Annotated in this window: 23 protein-coding genes; 9 read left to right on the top strand and 14 right to left on the bottom strand. The window is 39.3% G+C overall.

Annotated features, from left to right (window positions below):
• Nucleotides 1-9: 9 nt before the first annotated feature.
• Nucleotides 10-456 (bottom strand): DoxX family protein, encoded by a 447-nt coding sequence (locus EU510_RS14280; RefSeq protein ID WP_149594037.1) that lies wholly within the window; start codon nt 454-456, stop codon nt 10-12.
• 357 nt (nt 457-813) lie between these two features.
• Nucleotides 814-1959: an iron-containing alcohol dehydrogenase gene (locus tag EU510_RS14275; protein WP_149594036.1), complete on the bottom strand. Its 1146-nt coding sequence runs from the start codon at nt 1957-1959 to the stop codon at nt 814-816.
• A gap of 184 nt (nt 1960-2143) precedes the next feature.
• Here EU510_RS14275 and EU510_RS14270 point away from each other — a divergent pair, with 184 nt between their 5' ends.
• Both EU510_RS14270 and EU510_RS14265 read left to right on the top strand, forming a co-directional pair.
• Nucleotides 2144-3028 carry an AraC family transcriptional regulator gene (locus tag EU510_RS14270; RefSeq protein ID WP_149594035.1) on the top strand — a complete coding sequence of 295 codons (885 nt, stop codon included), beginning with the start codon at nt 2144-2146 and terminating at the stop codon, nt 3026-3028.
• A 75-nt stretch (nt 3029-3103) separates the two neighbouring features.
• Nucleotides 3104-4708 (top strand): diguanylate cyclase, encoded by a 1605-nt coding sequence (locus EU510_RS14265; protein ID WP_149594034.1) that lies wholly within the window; start codon nt 3104-3106, stop codon nt 4706-4708.
• Between the two features lie 2 nt (nt 4709-4710).
• On the opposite strand, the gene EU510_RS14260 is transcribed toward EU510_RS14265, so the two are convergent.
• Together EU510_RS14260 and EU510_RS14255 are read right to left on the bottom strand one after the other, a co-directional pair.
• On the bottom strand, nt 4711-5505 hold the full coding sequence (locus EU510_RS14260; RefSeq protein WP_262501234.1) for a hypothetical protein: 795 nt from the start codon (nt 5503-5505) through the stop codon (nt 4711-4713).
• A 176-nt stretch (nt 5506-5681) separates the two neighbouring features.
• Nucleotides 5682-6101 carry a VOC family protein gene (locus EU510_RS14255; RefSeq protein ID WP_104642088.1) on the bottom strand — a complete coding sequence of 140 codons (420 nt, stop codon included), beginning with the start codon at nt 6099-6101 and terminating at the stop codon, nt 5682-5684.
• A gap of 273 nt (nt 6102-6374) precedes the next feature.
• Here EU510_RS14255 and EU510_RS14250 point away from each other — a divergent pair, with 273 nt between their 5' ends.
• Nucleotides 6375-6680 (top strand): hypothetical protein, encoded by a 306-nt coding sequence (locus EU510_RS14250; RefSeq protein ID WP_149594092.1) that lies wholly within the window; start codon nt 6375-6377, stop codon nt 6678-6680.
• Complete coding sequence (locus EU510_RS14245; RefSeq protein WP_149594033.1) at nt 6677-7060, top strand: hypothetical protein; 384 nt, start codon at nt 6677-6679, stop codon at nt 7058-7060. The genes EU510_RS14250 and EU510_RS14245 overlap by 4 nt, the downstream gene beginning before the upstream one ends.
• On the opposite strand, the gene EU510_RS14240 is transcribed toward EU510_RS14245, so the two are convergent.
• Nucleotides 7057-7887, bottom strand: a complete 831-nt coding sequence (locus EU510_RS14240; protein WP_149594032.1) for a sterol desaturase family protein — start codon at nt 7885-7887, stop codon at nt 7057-7059. The genes EU510_RS14245 and EU510_RS14240 overlap by 4 nt on opposite strands.
• On the bottom strand, nt 7884-8330 hold the full coding sequence (locus EU510_RS14235; protein ID WP_149594031.1) for an SRPBCC family protein: 447 nt from the start codon (nt 8328-8330) through the stop codon (nt 7884-7886). Before EU510_RS14235 ends, EU510_RS14240 begins: the two co-directional genes overlap by 4 nt.
• Before the next feature lie 97 nt (nt 8331-8427).
• Between EU510_RS14235 and EU510_RS14230 the strand changes: the two genes are divergently transcribed.
• From EU510_RS14230 to EU510_RS14220, 3 genes are all read left to right on the top strand, one after another.
• The gene (locus EU510_RS14230) at nt 8428-9432 is read left to right on the top strand and encodes an AraC family transcriptional regulator (RefSeq protein WP_149594030.1); all 1005 of its coding nucleotides are present in this window, start codon (nt 8428-8430) and stop codon (nt 9430-9432) included.
• A 100-nt stretch (nt 9433-9532) separates the two neighbouring features.
• On the top strand, nt 9533-10306 hold the full coding sequence (locus EU510_RS14225) for a substrate-binding periplasmic protein (protein ID WP_149594029.1): 774 nt from the start codon (nt 9533-9535) through the stop codon (nt 10304-10306).
• Nucleotides 10307-10651: 345 nt separating this feature from the next.
• On the top strand, nt 10652-11749 hold the full coding sequence (locus EU510_RS14220; RefSeq protein ID WP_149594028.1) for a polysaccharide lyase family 7 protein: 1098 nt from the start codon (nt 10652-10654) through the stop codon (nt 11747-11749).
• Here the strand turns inward: EU510_RS14220 and EU510_RS14215 are convergent, their stop codons facing one another.
• Nucleotides 11750-12151 (bottom strand): nucleotide triphosphate diphosphatase NUDT15, encoded by a 402-nt coding sequence (locus EU510_RS14215; protein WP_188085427.1) that lies wholly within the window; start codon nt 12149-12151, stop codon nt 11750-11752.
• Between the two features lie 186 nt (nt 12152-12337).
• On the opposite strand from EU510_RS14215, the gene EU510_RS14210 reads away from it, so the two are divergent.
• Entirely contained in the window at nt 12338-14221 is a 1884-nt protein-coding gene (locus tag EU510_RS14210) for a propionyl-CoA synthetase (RefSeq protein ID WP_149594026.1), read from the top strand.
• A 198-nt stretch (nt 14222-14419) separates the two neighbouring features.
• Nucleotides 14420-15277, top strand: a complete 858-nt coding sequence (locus tag EU510_RS14205; RefSeq protein ID WP_149594025.1) for an MBL fold metallo-hydrolase — start codon at nt 14420-14422, stop codon at nt 15275-15277.
• Between the two features lie 248 nt (nt 15278-15525).
• Here the strand turns inward: EU510_RS14205 and EU510_RS14200 are convergent, their stop codons facing one another.
• The 7 genes from EU510_RS14200 to EU510_RS14170 form a co-directional block, all read right to left on the bottom strand.
• Complete coding sequence (locus EU510_RS14200) at nt 15526-15870, bottom strand: PDZ domain-containing protein (RefSeq protein ID WP_149594024.1); 345 nt, start codon at nt 15868-15870, stop codon at nt 15526-15528.
• Between the two features lie 154 nt (nt 15871-16024).
• Nucleotides 16025-17317 (bottom strand): sensor histidine kinase, encoded by a 1293-nt coding sequence (locus tag EU510_RS14195; protein ID WP_149594023.1) that lies wholly within the window; start codon nt 17315-17317, stop codon nt 16025-16027.
• Entirely contained in the window at nt 17314-17997 is a 684-nt protein-coding gene (locus EU510_RS14190; protein WP_149594022.1) for a response regulator transcription factor, read from the bottom strand. The genes EU510_RS14195 and EU510_RS14190 overlap by 4 nt, the downstream gene beginning before the upstream one ends.
• Nucleotides 17997-21185, bottom strand: a complete 3189-nt coding sequence (locus EU510_RS14185) for an efflux RND transporter permease subunit (protein WP_149594021.1) — start codon at nt 21183-21185, stop codon at nt 17997-17999. The genes EU510_RS14190 and EU510_RS14185 overlap by 1 nt, the downstream gene beginning before the upstream one ends.
• Nucleotides 21185-22330 carry an efflux RND transporter periplasmic adaptor subunit gene (locus EU510_RS14180; RefSeq protein ID WP_149594020.1) on the bottom strand — a complete coding sequence of 382 codons (1146 nt, stop codon included), beginning with the start codon at nt 22328-22330 and terminating at the stop codon, nt 21185-21187. Before EU510_RS14180 ends, EU510_RS14185 begins: the two co-directional genes overlap by 1 nt.
• Nucleotides 22327-23688: a TolC family protein gene (locus tag EU510_RS14175; protein WP_149594019.1), complete on the bottom strand. Its 1362-nt coding sequence runs from the start codon at nt 23686-23688 to the stop codon at nt 22327-22329. The genes EU510_RS14180 and EU510_RS14175 overlap by 4 nt, the downstream gene beginning before the upstream one ends.
• A gap of 132 nt (nt 23689-23820) precedes the next feature.
• Complete coding sequence (locus EU510_RS14170) at nt 23821-24738, bottom strand: LysR family transcriptional regulator (RefSeq protein ID WP_223176419.1); 918 nt, start codon at nt 24736-24738, stop codon at nt 23821-23823.
• Nucleotides 24739-24756 lie beyond the last annotated feature (18 nt).

The raw sequence follows: 24756 nt of genomic DNA, 5'->3' as shown, positions 1-24756 counted from the left end.
TTCCTGCAGCTATTTATCAGCTAGCTTTTTAGCAATAACACTATCAACCGAAAAGCTACCTGCACCTTGAATAGCAAGCGCTGCAGTTGCAACTAATAAAGTAAGTGCATATTCATAACCGTTGTTAGCCATAAATAAACCATTGTTAATATGTACACTAAATATTGCAATCAACATTGTAAACGCCGTAACTACGGCTGCTGGGCGTGTTAATAAACCAAGTGCTAATGCAATGCCGCCAAAAAATTCAGCGCTGCCTGCCATTAAAGCTAACCAGTATCCTGGCTCTAAGCCAATACTTGCCATCCACTGCCCTGTGCCTTCAAGGCCGTAACCGCCAAACCAAGCAAATAATTTTTGCGCGCCGTGCGCTGCTAAAATTAAACCGACTGGTACACGTAAAATAACTGCTGCTGCGCCTGCTTTAGAGTTTAATATTTTTTGTAGTAGTGTCATGAGTTTTTATCCTGTGTAAATTTATAAGGTGTTAGTTTTGCTAACCGATGAACACAGTTTACTATCATCACTTTAAAACATTAACACCGGTATTATTGGTTAATTATAAACGTAGTGTTTTTAATTTATTTAATACCAATTCGCTTAATTAAGTAATCTATTTTGAGGATGGAAAAACGTGTTGATAACTAGGCAAAAAATTTGCTATTTAGTTGTTCTAAATGAGAATTTTTTAACGCAGATAGCGATACGTTTAGCCCCGCAAAATGATTAAGTATTATTGCGGATTGGTATAACTCACAAAAAAACCGCTAACGTAAACGCTAGCGGCTTTTAGTTTTGTATTACTTTAAGCGCTTAAGCAATTGCTTGCTCTAAAATTTCGCGGCTTTGTTTAAGTGTAATTGCTTGGTTTTCACCAAGTGCAACCATACCGTGAGTTTCAAGTTTACCAATAATATTGTCAATAGCAGCGGCTTTGTCATCGCCATGTTCAGTAAGAACAGTAGCTACGTCAAGGCTGTGGTAAAACGCTTCAATTGCTTGAATTGTTTGCTCTGCTAAATCATCCGATTGCGCAAGACCAAATACGTTTTTACCCATTTGCTCTAGTTTCGCTTTTTTAACTGCAAATTGGTTACGTAGTAAAGAAGGCTGAACAATAGCAAGTGAACGTGCATGATCAACGCCGTAAGCAGCTGTAAGCTCATGGCCAATCATATGTGTTGCCCAATCTTGTGATACGCCAGAACCAATTAAACCATTAAGTGCTTGGTTTGCTGCCCACATGAGATTTGCACGCCATGCATCGTCTTGGTTTTCAAAGTTATCGCCTAATGATTTAAGTGCTTTTAATAGCGCTTCAGCGTAACCATCTTGTACAAGTGCTCCTGCAGGGAATGTTAGGTATTGCTCACAGGTGTGTACCCAAGCGTCTACTAAGCCATTTACAAGTTGGCGCTGTGGTAATGTTTTCATTACATCAGGGTCCATAATTGCAAACTTAGGTTGTACCGCAGGAGACATAAATGGAAGTTTTTGTTTAGTCGCAGCTTTGCTCACAACAGAACCTTGGTTAGACTCAGAACCTGTAGCTGGAAGCGTAAGTACTGCCCCAATAGGTAATGCACTTGTTACTTTATGCTTACCAGTAGGGATATCCCAACCTTCGCCGTCATATACTGCCGACGCTGCAATGTATTTAACGCCGTCAATTACAGAGCCACCGCCTACACCTAATACGAAGTCGATATCTTGTTTTTTACAAATTTTTACTGCTTGATCTAGTACTTCAATTGTTGGGTTAGCGCCAACGCCCGAAAACTCAACCCAATCAAAGCCTTCAAGTGCTGCTGCAACTTGGTCGTACACGCCGTTCTTTTTAATTGAACCGCCGCCGTACACTACTAATACTTTTTGATCTTTTACGATCAAATCAGTTAGTGAGGCAATTTGTTCTTGGCCGAACTGGATAAGCGTTGGATTTACGTAGCTAAATTTCATTATTTTGCTCCTAGGTGACGGTTAAATACTAAATAGAATGCTTAGCTACTCACTAAGCTAAATTTCAATGAATGCATATTAGTGGCAAAACAAACATTAAAAAAGCCCAATAACTCGCAAAAGCTTGCCTAAAACTGTCAACATTGATATTTTACGCAAAATTCGTACGATAATAGATGTTTTAATGTCCTCAATAGCCAACATGATGCAAAAATTTGCAGAGCACAATAATTTACTCAACTTTGAAGGCAACATGGAAACCATTATTTCAGGTGTGTATTTTCATCGCGCAAGTAAAAGCTCGCCACGTCAGCCACTTATATATAACTCAGGTATTATTATTGTTGGCCAAGGACATAAAATAATTCACTTTCCTGAACATCAAATAAAGTATGGCGAAGGTGACTACCTTGTTTTAGGAGTGCCTGTACCACTTGAGTGCGAAGCTTTTACCGATAACAACCTGCCTGTAATGGGCATTGTTATAGATATAAACCCAGTAATGTTACACAAGCTAGTAAACCAAATTGGTACACATAAACCATTCACTTCAGGGCAAATGAGTGGCGTTCAATCGGCTAAAATAGATGGCGCCATGGAGCAAGTAACTCACCGCTTACTTAGCGTGCTTAATAACCCTATTGAAGCAGATGTTTTTGGCGAAGATATAGTAAAAGAATTAGTATACCGCGTGCTTTGCGGCCCACAAGGCGACACGTTAATAGGCCTGGCCATGCACGACGGGCACTATGCACGTATAGCACGAACGCTCTCTACCATGCACAGTAGTTATGCCAATCAAATTACGGTTGAAGGGTTAGCTGAAGATGTAAATATGAGTGTGTCGTCGTTTCATCGTGCTTTTAGGCAAATAACGTTTGAGTCACCATTGCAATACTTAAAAAAAGTACGCTTAGCCAAAGCAAAAGAACTCATTACAAGCAGCGGCAGTAAAGCAAATGAGGCCGCATTAAAGGTAGGTTATACCAGCCCCTCGCAATTTAGCCGCGAGTTTAAGCGCCACTTTAATAAAACGCCAAGCGAAATGTTAACTCAATTGCACAGTTAATTTTACAAATTAACTGATAGCTAAATAGCCGGGCTCTGCTAGTATAAAAAAATGTAGTTAAGCTTGGAAGTGCTTATGGCTGATGAAAAATATCATAAAAATACAGTCTCTAATATTTTGCAAGGAGGTGCTAAATACTTATTTCTATTTTTTATTTGCCTAATAGCATTTAATAGCAATGCAGCAGAATTTTGCAATATTACTCCTTTAAATAGCCAATCTTCTCCATCATATTTACAACTTAATACAACGTCCAAACTTCAGGCAAAACGCGGTGCAAACCAGTTTCAACTTAACTGCTTGTTAGAGCATGGCGGCGTACTTTCATTTTTGCGCCCAGGTGTTGATGGCTTTACATGGCAGCAAAATGGTGTGACAAAACAGCCATTAAAATCTGCGCAAGTAGCATTTTTAATGGATTCAGGAAGCTTTTCAGCCATTATTACAATTGAGTCAAAACTTAACTATACACCTCGATTTAAGTGGCAAGATACAAAAATTTTCTTTAGAGAAACACAGCAACATAACCTCATTATGGGTGCTTTTTATGGGCTATGTATCACACTCATTTTTTACGTCTTAATAATGGGGCATAGGCTTCACGACAAGATCTTTAAGCTATACAGCGCCTATATTTTTTGTATTGGTAGCTTTATATTACTTCAAGAGGGGCAGCTCTATTTATTTATAGCTGACCACGTTTCATCACTCCTATTTGATTTATATTTACTCAGCATAGGCTTGACAGTACTCAGTGCTACATGGTTTATGTGCGCACTACTTGAACTAAACAGCAGCTGGCCAAAAACAAGTAAGGTTTTAAAAATTATGGCCAGTATTGTTATGTGCTTTTGTTTAATAAAGATATTGTTCAATAACACTTTGGTTTGGCAAGTAGCTGGCAACATAATGGCCTACGGCTCACTAACCATCGTGACTGTAATTTTTGTTTTATCTGCTCAACAAGCTCGCAAGGGTATACGCGAGGCCTCCCTTGTTTTTGTAGCCTTGAGCTTGGTACTAGTAAGCATGATATTTAGAGTGTTACTTATTAATCAAAGCCCATTTATGCAGCGCTACGGATTTATTTTGGCTTTCGCTGTAGAGTCATTTTTACTAGCAGTGGCTGTTTCTAGGCGCATTAGCCGTATGCGAATCGCACAAAGACGCGCCGAAACTGAAGCCGATTACGATCACCTTTGTGGCATTTTAAACCGCCGTGGCTGGGGTAAAAAATCAGCAGGACTTATTGAGCAGCACGCCAAAAAAGGCGGTGTTTTATGCTTAATGTATATTGATTTAGATGACTTTAAACAGATAAACGACAATTATGGGCATGCCGTAGGCGATGAAGCTTTATGCAAAGTAGCCGCCAGTTTAAAAAGTATTGTACGTACCAGCGATGCAGTCGGTCGCTTAGGTGGTGATGAATTTGTAGTACTTGCCCACTTTTATACCAAAGCGCAGGTAAATCCAAAAACGCACCACCTAAAAACAGAGTTAAACACACTCACCATTACGCATAACGACCAACCTATTTCTATAAAAGCAAGCATTGGCAGCAGTGTATTTAGTGAGCCTCCTAAAAATATTGACGAAATTTTAAAAGCCGGCGACACCGCTATGTATCATGAAAAACTACAGCGAAAAGTAAAGCCACTCACTTTAGTTGATGGCTAGCTTTAAGTATTTAAAACCGTAACCGGCTTAGCAAACTGTTTACGGTTTATATAGTGGCTCATAATAATAGTAAACAATGTTGAGCAAACCGCTGCGGCTGCATATACCTGCCAAATAACAAAATTAAATTTAAGCGCGAGTGCAATTACAGCAAAAAATATACAGCCCCCTAACGAGCCAATAATGCCACCATTAAGTACTTTATAAGCCGAGAACTTTTTATCACTTGCATGGGCAATGCAGCCCATAACCGCTAATATCACCGGAAAGGTAGATAGTAACCCACTCCACTTAGCGCCAATATTTGCCGAAATAAACGTAACTAAAACAATAAAGCTCGTAACCAACAGCATTTTTACCGGCAGCTCCCACGCAGCGGTAAATGGCTTTGCGTCAGGTGCAAAATTTAACTTACTCGATGCAAATGCCAACGCAAATAAAACGCTCAGCGAAATGACACACGCAAGCGCAATATTAATGGGTAATACCAAGGTAAATACACTAAATAAGCACCACAGCGTTAACGCAGCAAAAAGAGCTTTAATAACTGAGTGTTTTGTAAGCATTGCCGCATAACAAAAACAAAATAGGCCTATACCACTCATACCATACAAAGATGCAACCGCTGAATTACTGGCAAATAACTTGCCTTGCTCAAGCGCAATAAAATAAGAAATAGGTCCTGATGTAATTGGCAGGCCAGGAATAATGCCACTCACAAAGCTGCCAAAGCGTTTTTGAGCATAGTTAATTAATAATAAAAGTAGAGGCGCAATGGTGAGTTTTAAAAGCAACATAATAATTATAAAGTATGAGAGTTACTCTAAAGTCTACGTTTTAAATTATGTGTTGTAGAGTGAATAAAAGTAACGCATATAATGCAATTATTTTCACCTGTGGGTACACAAAACCCCACAGGATACAAAAAAGGCCACTATAAAAGTGGCCTAATATTTAATAAATAAAACACTAATTACGCTTTTTTAAATAAAACCTCAGGGTTTACCATGGTTTTCATTTCAAGCACGTTACCGTTTGGATCTTCAATAAAAAAAGTTTCTTGTTCAAACTCATCACCTACAAAACGGCGGTACGGTTTATCAAGGTACTCAAGCCCAGCTGCTTCAATACGTTTTTTTAAACCGTTAAATTCATCTTCTGATAAATGAATACCAAAATGCGGTACAGCTACTGCGCCCATATCTACATCGTGGCGAACGGTTGGTAAGCGCTCAACACTTTGATGCAGTGTTAACTCATTACCCCAAAAATCTATATCTACCCAGCGACCTTCTTCACTGTTTCCCGTTTTACAGCCTAGTACGTCACAATAAAACGCTTTAGCTACTTTTAAATCGCCAGCTGGAATAGCCAGATGCAAACAGTTAGACATAAATTACCCTTGGTTAACTCTTTAATACATTAAATTATCGCCATTATACATAACTTGTGATTTATAGAACATTAACAACAATACTATTAAGCATATTTAATACCTAAAAGTTGTTTGAAAAACACTCTTTTTAGGTTTGTAATTACTTATAACATTTATTTGTTAGAGATTATTAGAAAGCGCTAAAGGATTAGTTTAAAATGCGCCGCTATGATTAAATTCCTACTTTTAAAATTCATCACTTTCTTTTTAGGCTTTGTAGCTTGCTTTGCGATGCACACTACTTTTTCCTTGCCTTTAGTGATTTCTGCTGCGCTAACGGGGCTTATTGGCTCGTTTATTCCTTTTCCTGCGCGTTATAAAAACCATCCTTATGCTGCAATTTATGCTGGTAGCTTTGCCGGTATGTGTTCAACCCATTTAATTACCAGTTACTGGGAAATTGCTATTATTTCGCTTATTGGCTCAAGTTTGTATGTGCTTACTATGAATATGTTTACAGGCTTTGGCGGTAAGCTTGGCAGTGTTGCCTTTGCTAGTGTGGCACTTTTTGTATTAGCTAAAGGAATTGTATTATGAGTATTGAATACCCGTTACTTGTACTGCTTGGTGCTTTTTTAACATTTTATTTGGCTAAACATAGCCGCTTTGATGGTGTAAGAGCGTCATCTTCACTGTCTATTATTGCTTATTTAATTTTTAGCGCCTTAAATTTAAACCCCGATTTATACGCAATTGTATTTTTTGGCGGTACATTTATTGGCATGAGCGCCCCCCATCGATTTGGTATTTATACTGTAGCAAGCTCATCTGTTTTGTTTTCAATATTATTTGAATTTCTTGTACCAAAACTTGACGGCTACGGTGGTGCATTGGGTATTAGTGCATTTTTATCTGTATGTATTTGCCATATGTGCATTTTATTAGGCGCCCCAAGAAGTAAAAAGCCGCTAGGTTAACTGGCTGCTTTATCTTTAACGCTACTTGTTGGGTAGCCAAGTACTGCCTTACATTTAGCTTTTATTCCCGATGCCTTATAAACACTTTTAAATAAGTGCTCCCACTGATGAAACGTAATAACGAATAGATTATTACTATTAAGCTGCCCTATAATTCCGTATTTACAAGGCTTTGATTTATCTTCTTCTACAAAGGTGCCAAATAGCTTATCCCAAATGATAAGTACACCGGCAAAGTTTTTATCAAGGTAACCTGCATTTATTGCGTGATGAACTCGATGATGCGAAGGCGTATTAAATACTTTTTCAAACCAGCCTAACTTACCCACTATTTCAGTATGTACAAAAAATTGATATGCCAAATTTAATGCAACCACGCTAAATACCGTAAGCGGTTCAAATCCAATTAAAATCATAGGTAGCCAAAACATCCACATACCAGCTATGGGGTACATTAAACTTTGCCTGAATGCGGTGGTGAAATTCATTTTAGTTGAGCTATGGTGAACTACATGCGCAGCCCACAACCAATGAATATGATGTGATGCTTTATGAAACCAATAATATAAAAAATCTTGTAATAAAAACGCGAAAGCAATACTTAAGACGCTCAGTTCTATATCAAACAACCTGTATTCATAAAGCCAATAAAAAAACGGCATTAGCAGGAGTAAAGCAAGGGCATCAGCTCCTTGGTGCAGTAATGCTAAAGCCGTATTTGCTAGGCTATCTTTTATATCGTAATGGCGCTTAAACTTAACAAACTCAAAGCATACAAACAGTAAAAATATTGGGCTGAGGGCGAGCAAAATAATTTCTGAGTTCATACTTTACCAGCCAAAAAATAATTATTTAAATTGCTTAACGCTTGGGTTATATCTTTTGTAATAACATATTTAAGTAATGCATTTGGCATCCACCATGGAGCTGAGCAGCTTATGCAATAGTTAAGTTCGGTAACTAAAGTATTGATGTCTTTATTTGCAGTGATGTATATATCGCCTCGATGATTAGCTACTGGTTTATCGCCTACTATTTGGTAACTGATCTGATTTTTATCGGCACTGATTATTTGCTCTGAAAACGTTATTTTACCTATTTTCACTTGCCTAACAGATCCTTTTCCGCCTTCTATTTGCCCTTCGTCTTGTGCTTGTAGCAGCGTAAATTTGGCATTAAAAAATCGATGCAACTGTTGATGATCCAATAGTGTGCTTATTATTTGCTTTGGCTGTGCATTAAGCGTTTGTTTAATTGTTATAAGTATCATTTTTACAGCAAGAGGTTATTAGGGATTCAACTAGCATATAAAAATTTAACATGGCAAACTTGCTAATACGCGACTATTTTTTAGCTTTAGATGACAAATGCACACATTAGCTGATCATTACTTTTCAAGTATTTTAGATTACTTACAAACTCAAGGCGTTAATGCTAAAACTGCTTTGCAGGCAATTAACTTTGACGAGTTTAGCAGTCAGCACACTCATCAATTAGCGCCGCGCATTAGTTTAAATAGTTACAATGCCTTGTTAGTTTATGGCAAAAAAACACTTAACGATCCTCTTTTTGGTTTTACCCTAGGTCAGCAAATTCGCACTGCTGACTACGGCGTTTTAGGTTACTTAATTGAATCAAGCGATAACTTAAGCAGTGCCATTAAAGCATTGTTAAGCTACGACAGCTTGGTGGCTGATATTGGTAAAGCCAAGTTTGAACTAAATACTGATACAGCAACTATTCGTTGGATTGCTCACCAAAGTTGTAATGAGCATGTTGTTTTACGAAACATGACCGCGTGGGTAAGTGTAATTCGCCAGTTAATAAATTTAACGCTTTCGCCAAGTAGTATTAGTTTCACTTATAATTGGTTGCCATCGCAAAGGCGCGCCCTTGAATCATGGTTTAAATGCCCTGTAAAAAGTAGTGCTGAATATAATCAAATTAGCTTTCCGAACCATTATTTAACGCTGCCCTTTAAAACCGATAACGCCATTATTAATTCTACTTTCAAGCAATTGTCAGAGCAGCAACTCTCTAACTTTAAAAGCCAGCAGTGCATTGACGATAAAGTTAATCAGTTACTTACAGCTAAAACCACCTTGCAAAACTGCAACCTAATATCCATAGCTAATGCGCTTAATTTGACACCCCGAACGCTACAACGACGCTTAAAACAACAAAACTTAACCTTCGCTCAGCTACTTAAAAATGAACGTATAAAACGAGCTAATACCTTAATCGGTAACATGCCACTTGCTGAGCTATCTAATATTTTAGGATTTCAAGATCAAAGCTCTTTTAATCGTGCTTTTTTACGCTGGCATGAGTGCTCGCCTTTAAAGTTTATAAAAATATCCACATCAAAGTAAGGCCACTGCGTTGTTTATTTACATTAAATAAACATAACGTGTATACCTTTTAACCAGCACTCTTTACACTAGCTATAATATTATTTAAAAAGATTTGTTTATGTTAGTTCGTGTTGTATTTAGTGCCTGTGTATTTATGTTTTATAGCGTCATATGTAACGCAGATACGATCACATTTATAGCTGAAGACCTTCCTCCTTATCACTTTAAAAATCAGCAAGGTGAAGTAACTGGCGCTTTAGTCGACATTGCCAAAGCCGTTGTAAAGCAAACAAAATTAACCGCTAACTTTGAAATAATGCCCATGGCTCGCGTTTTTAAGGAGCATCAAACAAATACCAACGCCATAATGTTGTCTTTGTTAAAAACCCCAAAGCGGATTAATAAATATACGTGGTTAGGTGAGGTGTACGTTGCAGACGCCTATTTAGTTAGTTTAAAAAGTCATATAGATGAAGTCGTTCACTTAAATTTTGCAAAAGAATATAAAGTAGCAACCATTCGTGGCTACCTAAGCGAAGCCTACTTAAAACAAAAAGGCTTTACCGAAAACAAAAATTTAATACTGGTCAGCTACTATCATCAGCTTTGGCAAATGCTTTATAAAAACCGAATCGACTTTGTAGTGACTAATGCACTAACTATTGATAACGAGCTAAAAAGCCTAGGACTAGATCCTAGCCTAATAACAAAACGAATTCATTTAAGCGATCTACCCTCTTCACTTAATTTTTCAGCAAGTATTAAACTTAATCCTAAAACAGCTAAAGCACTCTCTGACGCATTAAATAATATAAAAGAAAGTGGTGAGTACCATACCATTTTAAAAAAATGGCAACTTCCATTACCAAGCACTACTAACTTACAGCACTAACTGTAAGTTAAAGCCCAATATTATTTATCGGCAGTGGTAATTTAGTCATTTGCTAAACGTTGCAAAGCAACTACAAAGTTACTCTCTCTCAGATAGACTATACTTTAGCGCCAGAGACAACGTTAAACATCACTGAGTGAATAGCCTGGAGATAAAAAATACTACCGCAAACACCTCCATAAAAGCCATTAAAAAACACCGTAACCAAATTGGTATAACAAAAACTATTTAAAAAAACATTTAACTTTACTAATTGGTAAGTTTTAATTGTTAAATTGGTATGCTAGATTGAGATTAAACGATGCCTGTATCGCACAATTTTTACTTCATCACACAGAGACAATAATGATAAAAAATACATCTACATTTAAACTCACAGCCTTAGCCGTTATAACACCTCTACTTTTTACCGCTTGTTCAAATACCCGAAGCACTAATCAACAAAGCGATGCGCTAGTACCTGCAACTAAATTTGATTTATCGCAATGGAAAATAAATGTACCTGTTGATTTAAATAACGATGGTAAAATTGACACAATTGACGTTGAAGAAATTCAGACTTACGCACACCCTGATTTTTTCTATCTTGATGAACAAGGCTACATGGTATTTACCTCCCCTAATAAAGCGCTTACAAGTGCCAACTCTACTAATACGCGTAGCGAACTTAGACAAATGATCCGTGGATCAAATACTAAAATTAAAACTAAAAACTCAAAAAACAACTTTGCTTTAGCTGTTCACCCTCTATCTGATCGATTTGGCTCTGTTGGTGGAAAAATGGAAGCAACGTTAAAAGTAGATCACGTTGCGCTACGTGCGACTGATCCTAATAAAAAAGCAGCTTACTCGGTTGTTGTAGGGCAAATTCACGCAGGTAAAGATCAGGCACTTATTGATACCAAACTTGGTTATGGCTGGGGCAATGAGCCACTTAAAATATATTACAAAAAATGGCCAGGACATAAAACAGGCTCAGTTTTTTGGAACTACGAACGTAACTTAGCTAAAACCAATCCTGACCGTACAGATATTACTTACCCAGTTTGGGGTAATACATGGGAAAACCCTAACGAGCCAGGCAGCGCCGGTATTTCACTAGGTGAAGAATTTAGCTACACGGTAAATGTGTATAAAAATGTTATGCACCTTACATTTAGCGCAGAAGGCAAAGAAGACGTTAACTACTCGATTAACTTAGGTAATAACGTAGACGCTTATGGCAAAGTGGACGAAAAAGATCATCCACATGGCTACGCAGCAGATTGGCATTACTTTAAAGCCGGCGCTTATAACCAATGCAGTACTAAAAGCGCGAAAGGTATTTGGTACCCAGGTTGTTTAGGTACTGGCGATTGGGCTACAGATAAGCAAAATGGCGATTACGCTCAAGTAAGCTTTAGTAAACTAGCGTTAAGCCCAGCGACACCGCCAAAAAAATAACTAGGCTAGTACAGCCTCAGATAAGTAATTTTTTAGTGATGTAAACAGTGGCGTTGGTAGATTATTAATATCGCACCAGCGCCACTTTAAACATTTATTAGGCTCTTTAAGCTCAGGCTCTCCGCCTTCAAAATCAGCTTTTACATACAACGTAATATAGTGTTTTTTCTCTGCTGTAAAAATATCATTGGTAAAATCAAGCTTGGTAATTTTACTTACTTTTAAGCCTGTCTCTTCTAACACTTCTCGTATTGCACATTGCTCAACACTTTCACCAAACTCTAAATGCCCACCAGGTGTTGCCCATGTATTAGCACCATGCGCGCCAATGCGCTCACCTAGTAAAATTGTGTTTTGATGCTTTATGATAACCGCAACCCCTACTCTTACTACGTTACTCATATCGTATTTTCTCTTATTTTTACTGCCCGCCATGCTGAACCACACGCTTTGTATTGTCAATTTTGTATTTTTAAGACCAGTGTGTTGATTAACTTTTAGCCGACCAAGGTCGAATAGCTTGCTTGCTAAAAAAAGCCTACATTTTGTAAGGTCTCTCACACACAAATTTAGCTTTAGGAGCCTTACATGTCAGGCGAATATAAACAGCAATATAATGCCTTTAAACAAAACCCAGCCGAGTTTTGGCTCGAACAAAGTAAAAATATTCCATGGTACAAAGCTCCCACAAAAGCATACACACAAGACGACGACGGGTTTTATCATTGGTTTAGCGACGGGCAATTAAACACCAGTTTTTTAGCGTTAGACCAGCACGTTATTGCCGGATTTGGCGAGCAAACTGCACTTATTTATGACTCCCCAGTCACTAATACAAAGCAGACTTATAGCTACTCACAACTACAACAAGAAGTTGCTAAATTTGCAGGCGTTATGCAGTCATTAGGTGTTACAAAAGGCGATCGCGTTGTTATTTATATGCCAATGATCCCACAGGCGGTTATTGGTATGTTGGCGTGCGCTCGTCTTGGTGCTATTCATTCGGTGGTATTTGGTGGGTTTGCTGCACACGAACTGGCTGTACGCATTGATGATGCCAAGCCCAAACTTATACTTAGCGCCTCATGCGGTGTTGAAGTAAACAGCGTTATTGAATACAAACCACTTATTGATAACGCAATAGACTTAGCTGCGCACAAGGTAGAACACTGCGTTATTTATCAGCGCCCACAAGTAACCGCCACTCTTAAGCCTAAACGAGACATAGATTGGGCTCAGGCTATGCAAACGGCTGCCTGCGCAGATCCGGTGCCTGTAAATGCAGATGATCCGCTTTATATTTTATATACCTCAGGTACTACAGGCACACCCAAAGGCGTAGTACGCGAAAATGGCGGTCACGCCGTGGCAATGCAATACAGCATGGAAACCGTTTATGGTATGAAGCCCGGTGACGTATTTTGGGCAGCGTCTGACATTGGCTGGGTAGTTGGGCACTCTTATATAGTTTACGCGCCGTTAATGTATCGCTGCGCGACCGTATTATATGAAGGTAAACCAGTTAAAACACCCGACGCCGGTGCATTTTGGCGCGTGGTTGAAGAATATAAAGTAAATGCATTATTTAGTGCTCCCACCGCATTTAGAGCAATCAAAAAAGAAGATCCAAATGCCGATGGTTTTAATCAATACGATACCTCAAGCTTAAAACGTTTGTTTTTAGCAGGCGAGCGATTAGATCCTCCCACTTACGAGTGGCTTAAAGAAAAAACCAAACTGCCAGTGCTCGATCATTGGTGGCAAACAGAAACCGGCTGGGCTATTGCCTGTAACCCTGTAGGGCTTGAGTACTTAGCAACAAAACCTGGCAGCTCTACCGTGCCGACTCCAGGTTTTGACGTGCGAATATTAGATATGGATGGCAATGAATGCGCAGCTAACGAGCAAGGCGCCGTGGTAATTAAACTGCCACTTCCACCGGGTTGCCTGCCAACAATTTGGCAAGATACCTCGCGTTTTAAAGCAAGCTACCTAAATGAATACGAAGGTTATTATTTATCTGGCGATGGTGGTTATATTGATGAAGACGGCTACCTATTTATTATGGGCAGAACCGACGACGTTATAAATGTAGCTGGGCATAGGCTTTCTACCGGCGAAATGGAAGAAATAGTAGCCGCGCACCCTGCTGTTGCCGAATGCGCTGTTTTTGGTGTAAACGATCCTCTAAAAGGGCAGCTTCCTATGGGAATGATCGTGCTTAAAAATGATTTTATGGGCTCAAGTATCGACGTGGAAGAAGCACTTGTTTTAAGTGTTCGTAATCAAATTGGCGCTATTGCGTGCCTTAAAAATATAGTTAGCGTAGAGAGGTTACCTAAAACCCGCTCGGGTAAAATACTGCGTAAAAATTTGCGCCAACTAGTTGATGGCGAAGAGCTACAAATACCTTCAACCATAGATGATGCCAGTATCTTTGAAGAAATAAACCAACAACTAACACAAAGATAAACCTAACCAACCTATCTAAAGCCATTTTTATAATGGCTTTTTATTTCATCCTTATATTTGATCCTTTGACTTAGGCTTAGGCTCAGGTTTAGGTTTAGTTTTAAGTTTTAATTTAACTAGCAGCTGAAATTTTTTACAGCTTTATGCTTTCTTCTTTTAATAGCGTTATTAATTTAATCAATTTAAAAGGAGTGGTGTATGCCCCGCTTGCTACAAAAACTATTAACTACAGCCCTATTATTTATAGGCTTTGCCACACAAGCCTATGAAATAGAAGACTTAGGGGACGGCTTACACCGCTTTATAGACGACAGACACCGCTCAGTATTTTTAATCACTCCTGAGGGCGCAATTGTTACTGACCCGCTTAATAAAAAAGCCGCCACCTGGTTAAACGAGCAAATTAAAACCCGCTTTAACGTACCGGTAAAATATGTAATCTATAGCCATAATCACAGCGATCATATTTACGGCGCCGAGGTGTTTAAAAGCCCGCACACCACGTTTGTAGCACATAAACTCGCTGCGCAAGATATTAAAAACACACAAATGAAAACGGTCATGCCCAGCCTTACTTTTGATGATGAGCTACTACTTACCCTTGGTGATTCCACAGTAAAGCTTAACTACCATGGTCCAAACGATGGTCGTGGTTCGGTTAGTATATTATTCGAAAAGCAAAAAACCTTGTTTGTAGTTGATTGGATTGTTATTGGCAGAATGCCGTGGCAAAAGCTGTGGAGTTACGATATTCAAGGCATGATTAACTCAACCCAAGCGGTACTCAAATATAACTTTGATACCTTTGTAGGCGGACATGCCGATATTGGCAGCAAGGCTGATGTAGCGCGCTATTTAAGTTATTTAGAGCTTTTATACAGCCAAGTAATAGCAGGCGTTTTAGCCGGTAATACGCTTGATGAAATTAAACAAAATGTAAAATTAGACCAATTTAGTGACTTTAAACAGTTTGATGCATGGTTACCGCTTAACATAGAAGGCGTGTACGAGCGTTTAATGGAAGAGTCAGGCATGGGTTGGCGCAGCGATTTATAAGCTTTAGTCTAATAATTATTGGTATTGCCGTATTTAACGCAATACCAATGTATTCATTAATTAGTTAAATAAAGTTATTACTGATCAAACCTTTTTAATCTATCTCAATTACTTTAAGCAGTAACCTACATACAAACCGAGTAAGTAATACTCCAATTGCATCTAGTTCATTTACACAAACCCACGCTTTGGGAATAAACATACTTTATAGGCTGGATATATTTAGGTATTTTAAAAACGTCTTAGGTTTACCAAGCATTCATAGGGATTTTTAAAGGTACTTGGCTACCATCTTCATTCTCTAAAAGTAATTGTAAAATCTCCCCAGACTCCTTGCGCATTAATTCTTTTGCTTCACTGGCAGGGCAGCCTGGAATTTTACAGCCTTCTATAGAAATGATTTTCTGTCCTGCAACAATCCCTGCTTTTTCAGCGGGTGAATTAGGCTCTACTTTTTCAATAACAAATGATGTTACCGTCGGGCTAAAAAAACCATCAGCGCCAACGTTCCCCACAACTCCAAGTTTAACCTCCTCTGCAGCCAAGGCATTGAAAGAAGTAATTGAGATTAAAATAATTATGAATTTGAACATATGAATTAACACTCCATGTAAGTCTATCGTTAATATTCTTTACTATTCACAGTTTTAACAAATTACTTAACACATTACTATCACTAAGTTTTTTATATTCCCAGCGTTAAATTAAATATTTTTGAATGTAAAAACCTAAGTATAAAAAAGTCTATTAACTAAAATCGACCACCACTTCATAACGCCCAGGCATGTCGTTTACTTCGTATACCCAACCGTGTCGTTTTATTATTTTTTCGCTTAACTCTAATCCTAAACCGTAGCCAATATTGGCGGGCTTGTTTGTATTATTAGCAGTGTGGGGCATATCCGTTTGTTTGCTGCTATTTACTATAATTACGCGGCTACCTTGTTGAGTAATACGCACTTGCCCTTGTTGCGTATGCTGATACGCATTACGTATTAAGTTAGTAAGCACAATGTGGCATGCGGTGGCTTCGGTACTAATAGTTGTACTTTGGTTATCAGTATTTATAAGTACATTAACTTGTTTTGAATTGAGTAAATAATCGAGTTCGTTACCCAAGGTCGTTATTTTAACAGCTAGGTTTACAGGCTCTGGGGAACTTTGCTGGTCGTCATTTCTGCTAAGCCACAATAACGTCTCGGTTAAATCGCTCATGGTTAAACCGGCGCGCTCTATTCGCTGCAGTGTAAGTTGCTGTTTGTCGCTTAAAGGCGCTTTTTCGCTTAAGCGGTTAAGTAATTCAACGTTGCTGCGAATAACCGAAATTGGTGTACGTAACTCGTGGCTCGCATAACTTAAAAAGCGCTGTTCTCGCTCAAGGCTGTCGTGAGCTGAAAGTAAGCTACTGCGTATTAACGTTGCTAAGGTATTTAGTTCGTTATAGGTAAAATCGGGCGGCGTGTTTTGTAAATTATTTTGATTTAACGACTTAGCCCAATTACGTAGCGATTCAACTGGCTTAGCTATTTTTTTCATTACCATAAACAAAAAGAAGGTAAATAAGGCAATGGCTGCAAAACCTGTTATGGCTATCAATGTCATCCGGTGTATTGGTTTTATAGTTCCCATTCTTTTAGGGCGATCTTTTTCAAGCATAATGCGCGATATATAACGCGCCTCACCATTTGGGTTTTGATAATAAACAACAAAAAACAAGTCTGCAGGCATAGCAAACAATGAGGTGTTATCTTTCATTTTTTGTAGTACGCCTGCTTCATTTGGCATAACTTCAAATTTTTGCTGTATTATTTCTGGCATGTCTTCCCAACGGCTTGCCACATTAAATCCAACAATATTCTTTGGCTGACCGTCTTCAACTTCAGTGGTTTGCGAAAGTTCAAACATAACTCCGTTTAACCCTCGGTCTAAGCCATCAATAAAATAATTAACACTTAAAAACGAAAAGCCAATTGCCATTAATGAACTTAAAAGCACCATGGTGGCAAAAAAATACAACCTCAGGCTGGGTCTAATTTTCATGCTTGTGTCTCATTTTTTAATTTTAGCGCAAACCCTACACTGGGTATTGTTTCTAGTACGGCTTGGCAATGCGCTTGCTCTAGCTGTTTACGCAAATGATGAATATGCACTTTTAAGCTATTGCTGTCTGGCTGATCGTCTCCCCATATTGCTTGCATAATTACCTGTCGGGTTACCGGTTTTTGCTGCTCTCGTACAAGCACTTCTAATAACTTAAAAGTAATGGGTGATAACTTTAAACTGTGCGCTGCCACTGTTGCTGTATGCGCGGTTAAATTAAGTGTTAAGTTAGCAAATGCAAGTCGCTTTACCTCACCACTTTTACGCTTTGCTAATACTTGAACCCGCGCTACGAGCTCTTTCATGGCAAATGGTTTTACTAAATAGTCATCACTACCAGCTGCAAACCCCTCAAGCTTATTGTCGAGGCTATCGCGCGCTGTTAGCATTAATACTGGTGTATCAATGCCTTGCTCTCGCAATGTTTTACACATGGTTAAACCGTCCATTTTGGGCATGTTTACATCTAATATAATCATTTGATATTGATTACGTTCTATTAAATTTAAACCCATTACGCCATTGTTTGCATGGTCACACTCTATTGACTCAATTTCGAGATAATCAACAATGGTGGTTGCCAAATCTATGTCGTCTTCAACCAGTAGTACGTTTATCATTAAGAGGCTGTTTCCTGCGTTTTATTTTTAGCACCTAGCGATTTTAGCACAGCATCAATACCGCGCTTAGCATCGGTTTGAATCATCAATAATGCTGGTATAAGTATTAAGGTAATAACCGTGGCAAACAAAATACCGTAGCCAAGTGATGCAGCCGCAGGGATTAAAAATTGTGCCTGAATTGAGGTTTCACTAAGAAGCGGCACTAAGCCTGCGTACGTCGTAATTGAGGTAAGTAATACCGCACGCAAACGACTTGTACACGACTCAACTATGGCATCATGCGTATTCATGCCCTCTTCTTTTGTTAGTTCGTTAAAACGCGAAACAAGTAATAAGCTGTCGTTTACAACTACCCCACTGAGCGCCAATATACCGTTTAATGACAATATGCTAATGGTTAAGTCGTTCCACCAATGTCCTAAAATAGCGCCCACAATGCCAAACGGAATTGCTACCATAATCAACATAGGTTGAATGTACGATTTAAGCGGAATAGCCAGCAACACGTAAATAACTAATAAAGCCGCTACAAACATAGTGCTCATTGAGCTGGTGGTTTCGCTTTGTTGCTCTGCCTCTCCTGCAAAATACACACTTAAGTTAGGAAATTGCTGTGTTAATTCAGGGATTAAGTCGCGCTTTAAGTTAGCAACTAACTCGTTTGGAGCAATCACGCTTTTATCCACTTGGGCGCTTAAATAAATTGCACGAAGTCCATCAATGCGGGTTATTTCATCTTGCTGATATTCACTGCTTACTGTGGCTACGTTAATTAAAGGGACAACCGTGCCATCAGGCAGGCGAATACGCGACTGCATTATATCGGCAGGTGTTTTACGAGCATTTTCAGGGTAGCGTACACGTACTTTAACTTCGTCTTTATTACGTTGGTAACGCTGTACAACTGCACCACCAAAAGCTTGCAGTACTTGCTTTGATAAACTGGCTGTATCCATGCCAAGCGCGCGCCCTTGTGCATTAAGAGTAAATTTAAGTTGTGGTTGACCTGGGTTTAAGTTGTCGTCTATTCCGTTAACGCCTGCGGTATTTTGTAAGCGTTCCTTAAATAGTGCGCCCGCCGCCATTACGGTTTCGTCGTCCCACGCTTTAAGCTCAACTTTAAAGTTATCAACCATTTTACGCGTGGCTAATATTTGTAGCTTTTTACTGCCCTCAGGACTTGCGGCTAAACGCTGCCATTCTTGAGCAAATTCACTTGCAGTGAAAGCGCCATCATCTAATAGCTCAACGCTTACCGTACCACTTGTGTCGCTACCACTAATTACTTGCAAACTGGTTATTTCGCTTTTATCTGAACTCAACTTAGTCATTAAGTTTTGCTCAGCTTGTATTGCACTTTGCTCAAGCGTTAGTAAATTTGTATTTGTTTGCCCATAAGCAGCGTCGTTTTGCATAACCAAGTTGGCGGATACGGTGTCGCCTGCAATACTTGGGAAAAAACCAACTTTTACTGTGCCTGTCATTGGCATGCCAATAACCAGTATAAAAAAAGCAATAAACCCAGCAACGACTGCATATCTAAAGCGCAATGAGAGTTCAATAACCTTGCAATAAATATTTTTGCTAAACCAACTTAGACCGCTATCGGCGCCATGTTGTATTTTGGACCATACCCCACTTAACCCTTTTTTAATTTGGCGTTTGGTACTTACATGGGCTAAATGCGAGGGTAATATAAGCTTTGATTCAACGACCGAAAGCAGTAAACAGATGGTCACTACAGTGGCAAATTGAGAGTAAATTTTACCTAGGTTACCAGATACATTCGACAGTGCCATGAATGCAGCAACAGTAGTCAATACCCCAAATATTGTCGGTACAGCTACCTTCATTGTACCCAAAACCGTATTATTTATTGTATCGCCATGTTTTTTACGTGTAGTGTAAATACTCTCGCCGACAACAACGGCATCGTCTACCACTATGCCCAGCGCCATAATAAAGCCAAATGTGGTCATTTCGTTTATGGTCAGTGCAGTATAGCCATCGGTCATAAAATAAAGGGTGCCAAAAAACACAAATGGCAAGCCACCAGCAACCCATAAAGCCACGCGTACATTTAAAAATATGGCAAGTATTACAAACACCATAATAATACCGGTCACCGCGTTTTTAGTCAGTAGCGATAAACGCTCGGTGATCATGGTGCTTTTGTCATTCCAGCTTTCTAACTCTACATTTTGAGGTAATAAACCACTTTCGTGCCACGCTTTTATTACATTATTAGCCTGTTCAACAATGGTGATTATGTCGCTGTTATCACCCATTAATATTTCAACGCCGACTGAATTTTGTTGGTTATAACGACTTAGTGAGTTGTTATCTTCAGAAAAACTGTCGCTAACAATAGCAACATCACCTAATTTGATTTGTGCGCCAGATGCGGTAGTGAGTAAAACGATATTGGCAAAGTCGCGCTGCCAGTAAGCTTGGTCAGCCGCTTTTAAACGTATAATTTTACTGCTATCGCGTAAACTAGTTGATAGTGGGCTTGATGACTCGTTATTAATCACCTCACTTATGTCACTGATGGTTAAGCCATAGGCTTGTAATTTACCTTCATCGATTTCTACTGACATCATAGGATCGAGAACACCCGACTGAGTTACGTCGCTAATACCTGATTGCGCTAATAAATCGGCTTTAAGTTTTTCACCCAGGTTTTGTAATGTATGGCGATCGGCATCCCCAAAAAGTTGCAGCGTTAATGCATGATCTTGCCTACGCGCTTTATCAATAACAGGTTGCTCAGCATCTGCCGGAAAGTTATTAATTGCATCAACTTGATTTTTTACATCAACGAGTAGCTCATCTAGTGAATAATCAGTATCTTTTTCAATGTTTACATAGCTGCCGCTAGCATCAGATGTAGAGGTAATGCGTTTGATACCCGACACGGTTTCGAGCGCTTCTTCAATTTTTAGCGCTATTCCTTCTTCGGCTTGCAATGCATCGCCACTGTCATAAACAACTGATACCGATACCGTATCAGGCTCCAAACTCGGAAAAGCTTCTTTACGCAACGTAGAAAGCGACATAATCCCCATTACAATTACGCTTATTAACAATAAATTAGCGGCAACAGAGTTATTTGCAAACCAGTTAATAATACCGTGCAGTGGATTGTTACTGCTAGGTACTTGGGGTGGTTGATGAGGGCTCATTATTGTACCCCCTCAACAATTGGATTTACTCTCATGTCGTTTAAATAACTAACAAGTGGACGCACAACTACTTTTAAATTACTAACACCCTCTATTGGTGAAATGTATACGTAATCTCCACGCTCAAATACTTTATTGGCTTGAGTGCTTACTAAGTTATTTTGATCATTCACGTACCAAATTAAGCCATCTTGCGATACCGCTGAAGCAGGCAATTCAATTACGTTACTTAATTGTTTACCGGCAATTTCAACCGCTAAAAATGTGCCAGGCAGTAACGGCGTCGCTTGCTCAAACGGTTTATCAAGAGCAACTATGACGCTGCGCTGGCGAGAGCTTTCGTCTAGGTGTTGTTCAAAACGCTCAATGTAACCAGTCCATTTGGTATTAGTAGCTACATCACTTAAAATAACCTCGCCTGATTTATTTTTTGCTAGGTTTTGCCACTGGCTCAATGAAAGCGGTACGGTTATTTCTACTTTGTCAGTGCTGTTTAATGTGGCAAGCGTATCCCCAATACCAACATAAGTACCTAAATCGATATCTCGCGATAAAATAACACCATTAAATGGTGCACTTAACTGGGTATTATTTACATCACGCTGTGCTGTTTTAAGTGCATATTGAGCGTCATCAAGCGTGGCTTGCGCGGCTTCTAATTGCAGCGTTCTAAATACCAGTGGTGAGCTTGGCGCTTGCGTAACACCTGAGCGTCCCCATTCACGTTTTGCTTGTTCCCCTAAATCTTGCTCTTCTTGCAGTGCTAGTTTCGCATCAGCGAGTGTGGCTTTGGCATTTGCGAGGGCTTGTAAGTATTCGGTATTATCTATTTGTGCAAACACCTGCCCTTTAGATACAAATTTTCCGGTTGCAAACTGCTCACTCATATTAGTCACTTCGCCTTTAACTTGTGCTTTTAAGGTTAGTGTCCAATGCGCCTTTGCTTGACCATGTCCGTTCACATAAGCTTGGTAAGTACCCGCAACAGCATTAATTACCGATATATTTGGTGCAATAGTTCTAACCGTGGCAGATTTTGAGCTATTAGATTGTTCATCCATTTTTTTAGCGTTATACGCAACAGCAAGCCCTATACTAATAATTGCAACAAGGGTTACAACAACAGGTGTTGGCAAAATTCTCATGACGATACTCCAAGGCCCAAAGCAAGGCCTAAACCTATGCGGTTAGTTAAAAGGGTGTAGTTTATTTGACTAAGCTGGGCTTGCAGGTCGTATACTTTTTGTTGCACTGTTAGCAAATCTAAAATATCAACCAAACCTTGTTGATATTTACTTTGATAGTTACTAAAACTGCTTTGAGCGCTGGCAAGTGCATTGCTAATTTGCAGTTGTTGATCGGTTAATGATTGCTCCTGCCCGAGGGCATTTTCAACTTCGTTTACCGCACTTAGCAGCGTATCTTGGTACTGCCAAAACGCTTGCTCGGCATTTAATTTTGCAATATCAACTTGCGCACGCAGTGCTCCACCTTCAAATAAAGGGGCACTTAAACTACCCAATAAACTCCACACTGGGCTAGTTAATAATGCTTGGCTTGGCGTGCTTGCTAAATTACTCAGTGATGCCGAAAGCGAAATACTCGGTAGTAGCTCTTTGTACGATACATCAACCAAGTAATGCTTTGCCTGAATGTTGTAATAGGCACTTTGTAAGTCAGGTCGGCGCGCTAAATCTTGCTCTGGTAATGTACTTAATGGCTCAATAACGCTTGGCAGTGTTAATGTACTTGGCAGGTTTTGAAGTTTATCAGTGCCTACAATTAGCATTAAAGCACGCTTTGCTTTTGCTATTTGCTCTTGATAATCGGCAATGGTTGCGCGAGTAGATGCCGTGCTAGTACGGGCGGTATCAAGCGCTTCTAAATCACCCAATCCATATTGGTAGCGCTCTACAATACTTTGCTCATTATTTTGTAAAACAACTAATCGTTGCTGCTCTATATCGAGTAAATTTTGCTGCAAAATAATATTTAAATAAGTACGAATAACACTCGCTACTAATGTGTCTTTAGCGCCTTGATAAGTAGCTTGGTTACTGGCAATAGTCATATCTTGCGCGGCTACGTTGTCAGCAATTTTTTGCCATATATCGGCTTCCCAACTTATACCTACTGATGAGCTATATTGCGTGCCTTCGGTCTCACTGCGCTGCGCGTCAAATCCTGCATCTACACTAAACCACTGACTTGCAGCAGTTACATCACGCTGCGCATAAGCTAGTTTTAATGCAACATGCACTTGATTAAATGATGGGTTATTAGCAATAGCTTGCTCAATAAGTGAATCAAGCCCTTCTATATTCACCAAATCGGTAATGTAATTTACGTTCTGTGCGTTACTTTGCGTGTATTGCCAGTTTGTATGTTGCTTTAGCGACTGCTCAGTACTATTACCTTGATAGCTTGGCTGACTACTACACGCAGCAAGCATACAGCTAAGTGCAAGTAACAAACCGGTTGAGTGCTTTTTTAAATAAACCATTTAACTATGCCTAATTAGTACCATTGCACATAGCTTATTAGGTCGAGGGTTAAGGAGGGGTTAAATGATTTAATCTAAATATTGGGTTGCTAATTTAACAGTAAAAGTAGTCACTTTAAATGGTTTATATGGTTATAAGTTTTGTAATTGCTCTATCAACCATTTATGAATTGGGCTGTTATTAGTACGTGGATGCCATGCGGCTATAACTTTAAATGTAGGGGGCAGAGCTTCTATTTTTAGCTGTTTAACTTTGCTGCTTGGTAATAATCTTGATGGGTAAAACGCGAGCATATCGGTTGTATGTAAAATGTCGGGCACCGCTGAAAAGCTCGGCACCGACATTACAATATTACGTTTTAGCCCTTGGCTTTCAAACCACTGATCGTGCGATCCGCGCAAATTTGCACGAGATGGCGACACCACTAGCTGTGAATGCTTTGCAAATTGCGCCAAACTCAAAGGTTCAGTGTAAGTAGTATTACCTATACCGGTAATACACAAATGCTGTTCTTCAAACAAAGTGATATAAGAAAGGTTGTCGGGTATAAATTCTGGAAAGCTAATCAATAAATCAAGCTCGCCTGCCGTTATAAGTTGGTTAACGTTGTCAGACGCAAAGTCGCGCACAATCAACTTTAAACCCGGCGCTTCGCGGCGGGTAATATTAAATAATTGCGGCAATAAGGCCTGCGTGGCGTAGTCGGTTGCGCTTATGGTAAACACACCTTTATAAGTTTGCGGGCTAAACAGCTCAGGCTCTAGTAACGATTCTAATTGCTTTAAAATATGATTAACAGGCGCCTTGAGTCCTTGCGCTTTAGGAGTAGCAACCATGTTATTACCTTGGCGAATAAACAAGCGATCGTCAAATAAATCTCGTAGCTTTCGTAGTTGCTCACTAATGGCTTGTTGCGTTAACCCCATTTTTTTGGCTACTTGCGAAAGATTTTGCAGTTCTAATAAGCTACTGAGTACTCTTAACTGCTTTATATCGAGTCGACTAATACCATTCATAATTGTATGCTGCACAAAAAAGTGTTGTTTCAAATTGTATCCTTAAATCTC

This window comes from Pseudoalteromonas sp. FUC4 (genome assembly GCF_008370255.1).
GTDB lineage: Bacteria > Pseudomonadota > Gammaproteobacteria > Enterobacterales > Alteromonadaceae > Pseudoalteromonas.
Note: the sequence above shows the minus strand (reverse complement) of the source record. Positions and strands in the feature narration are given on the sequence as shown.

What these genes read in the sequence shown, in the direction of transcription:
- EU510_RS14180 (WP_149594020.1), bottom strand. Translation starts at nt 22,330, where the DNA reads ATGAGAATTTTGCCAACACCTGTTGTTGTAACCCTTGTTGCAATTATT.
- EU510_RS14265 (WP_149594034.1), top strand. Translation starts at nt 3,104, where the DNA reads ATGGCTGATGAAAAATATCATAAAAATACAGTCTCTAATATTTTGCAA.
- EU510_RS14245 (WP_149594033.1), top strand. Translation starts at nt 6,677, where the DNA reads ATGAGTATTGAATACCCGTTACTTGTACTGCTTGGTGCTTTTTTAACA.
- EU510_RS14175 (WP_149594019.1), bottom strand. Translation starts at nt 23,688, where the DNA reads ATGGTTTATTTAAAAAAGCACTCAACCGGTTTGTTACTTGCACTTAGC.
- EU510_RS14230 (WP_149594030.1), top strand. Translation starts at nt 8,428, where the DNA reads ATGCACACATTAGCTGATCATTACTTTTCAAGTATTTTAGATTACTTA.
- EU510_RS14195 (WP_149594023.1), bottom strand. Translation starts at nt 17,317, where the DNA reads ATGAAAATTAGACCCAGCCTGAGGTTGTATTTTTTTGCCACCATGGTG.
- EU510_RS14260 (WP_262501234.1), bottom strand. Translation starts at nt 5,505, where the DNA reads ATGTTGCTTTTAAAACTCACCATTGCGCCTCTACTTTTATTATTAATT.
- EU510_RS14255 (WP_104642088.1), bottom strand. Translation starts at nt 6,101, where the DNA reads ATGTCTAACTGTTTGCATCTGGCTATTCCAGCTGGCGATTTAAAAGTA.
- EU510_RS14185 (WP_149594021.1), bottom strand. Translation starts at nt 21,185, where the DNA reads ATGAGCCCTCATCAACCACCCCAAGTACCTAGCAGTAACAATCCACTG.
- EU510_RS14240 (WP_149594032.1), bottom strand. Translation starts at nt 7,887, where the DNA reads ATGAACTCAGAAATTATTTTGCTCGCCCTCAGCCCAATATTTTTACTG.
- EU510_RS14235 (WP_149594031.1), bottom strand. Translation starts at nt 8,330, where the DNA reads ATGATACTTATAACAATTAAACAAACGCTTAATGCACAGCCAAAGCAA.
- EU510_RS14210 (WP_149594026.1), top strand. Translation starts at nt 12,338, where the DNA reads ATGTCAGGCGAATATAAACAGCAATATAATGCCTTTAAACAAAACCCA.
- EU510_RS14280 (WP_149594037.1), bottom strand. Translation starts at nt 456, where the DNA reads ATGACACTACTACAAAAAATATTAAACTCTAAAGCAGGCGCAGCAGCA.
- EU510_RS14205 (WP_149594025.1), top strand. Translation starts at nt 14,420, where the DNA reads ATGCCCCGCTTGCTACAAAAACTATTAACTACAGCCCTATTATTTATA.
- EU510_RS14200 (WP_149594024.1), bottom strand. Translation starts at nt 15,870, where the DNA reads ATGTTCAAATTCATAATTATTTTAATCTCAATTACTTCTTTCAATGCC.
- EU510_RS14275 (WP_149594036.1), bottom strand. Translation starts at nt 1,959, where the DNA reads ATGAAATTTAGCTACGTAAATCCAACGCTTATCCAGTTCGGCCAAGAA.
- EU510_RS14190 (WP_149594022.1), bottom strand. Translation starts at nt 17,997, where the DNA reads ATGATAAACGTACTACTGGTTGAAGACGACATAGATTTGGCAACCACC.
- EU510_RS14270 (WP_149594035.1), top strand. Translation starts at nt 2,144, where the DNA reads ATGTCCTCAATAGCCAACATGATGCAAAAATTTGCAGAGCACAATAAT.
- EU510_RS14250 (WP_149594092.1), top strand. Translation starts at nt 6,375, where the DNA reads ATGCACACTACTTTTTCCTTGCCTTTAGTGATTTCTGCTGCGCTAACG.
- EU510_RS14215 (WP_188085427.1), bottom strand. Translation starts at nt 12,151, where the DNA reads ATGAGTAACGTAGTAAGAGTAGGGGTTGCGGTTATCATAAAGCATCAA.
- EU510_RS14220 (WP_149594028.1), top strand. Translation starts at nt 10,652, where the DNA reads ATGATAAAAAATACATCTACATTTAAACTCACAGCCTTAGCCGTTATA.
- EU510_RS14225 (WP_149594029.1), top strand. Translation starts at nt 9,533, where the DNA reads ATGTTAGTTCGTGTTGTATTTAGTGCCTGTGTATTTATGTTTTATAGC.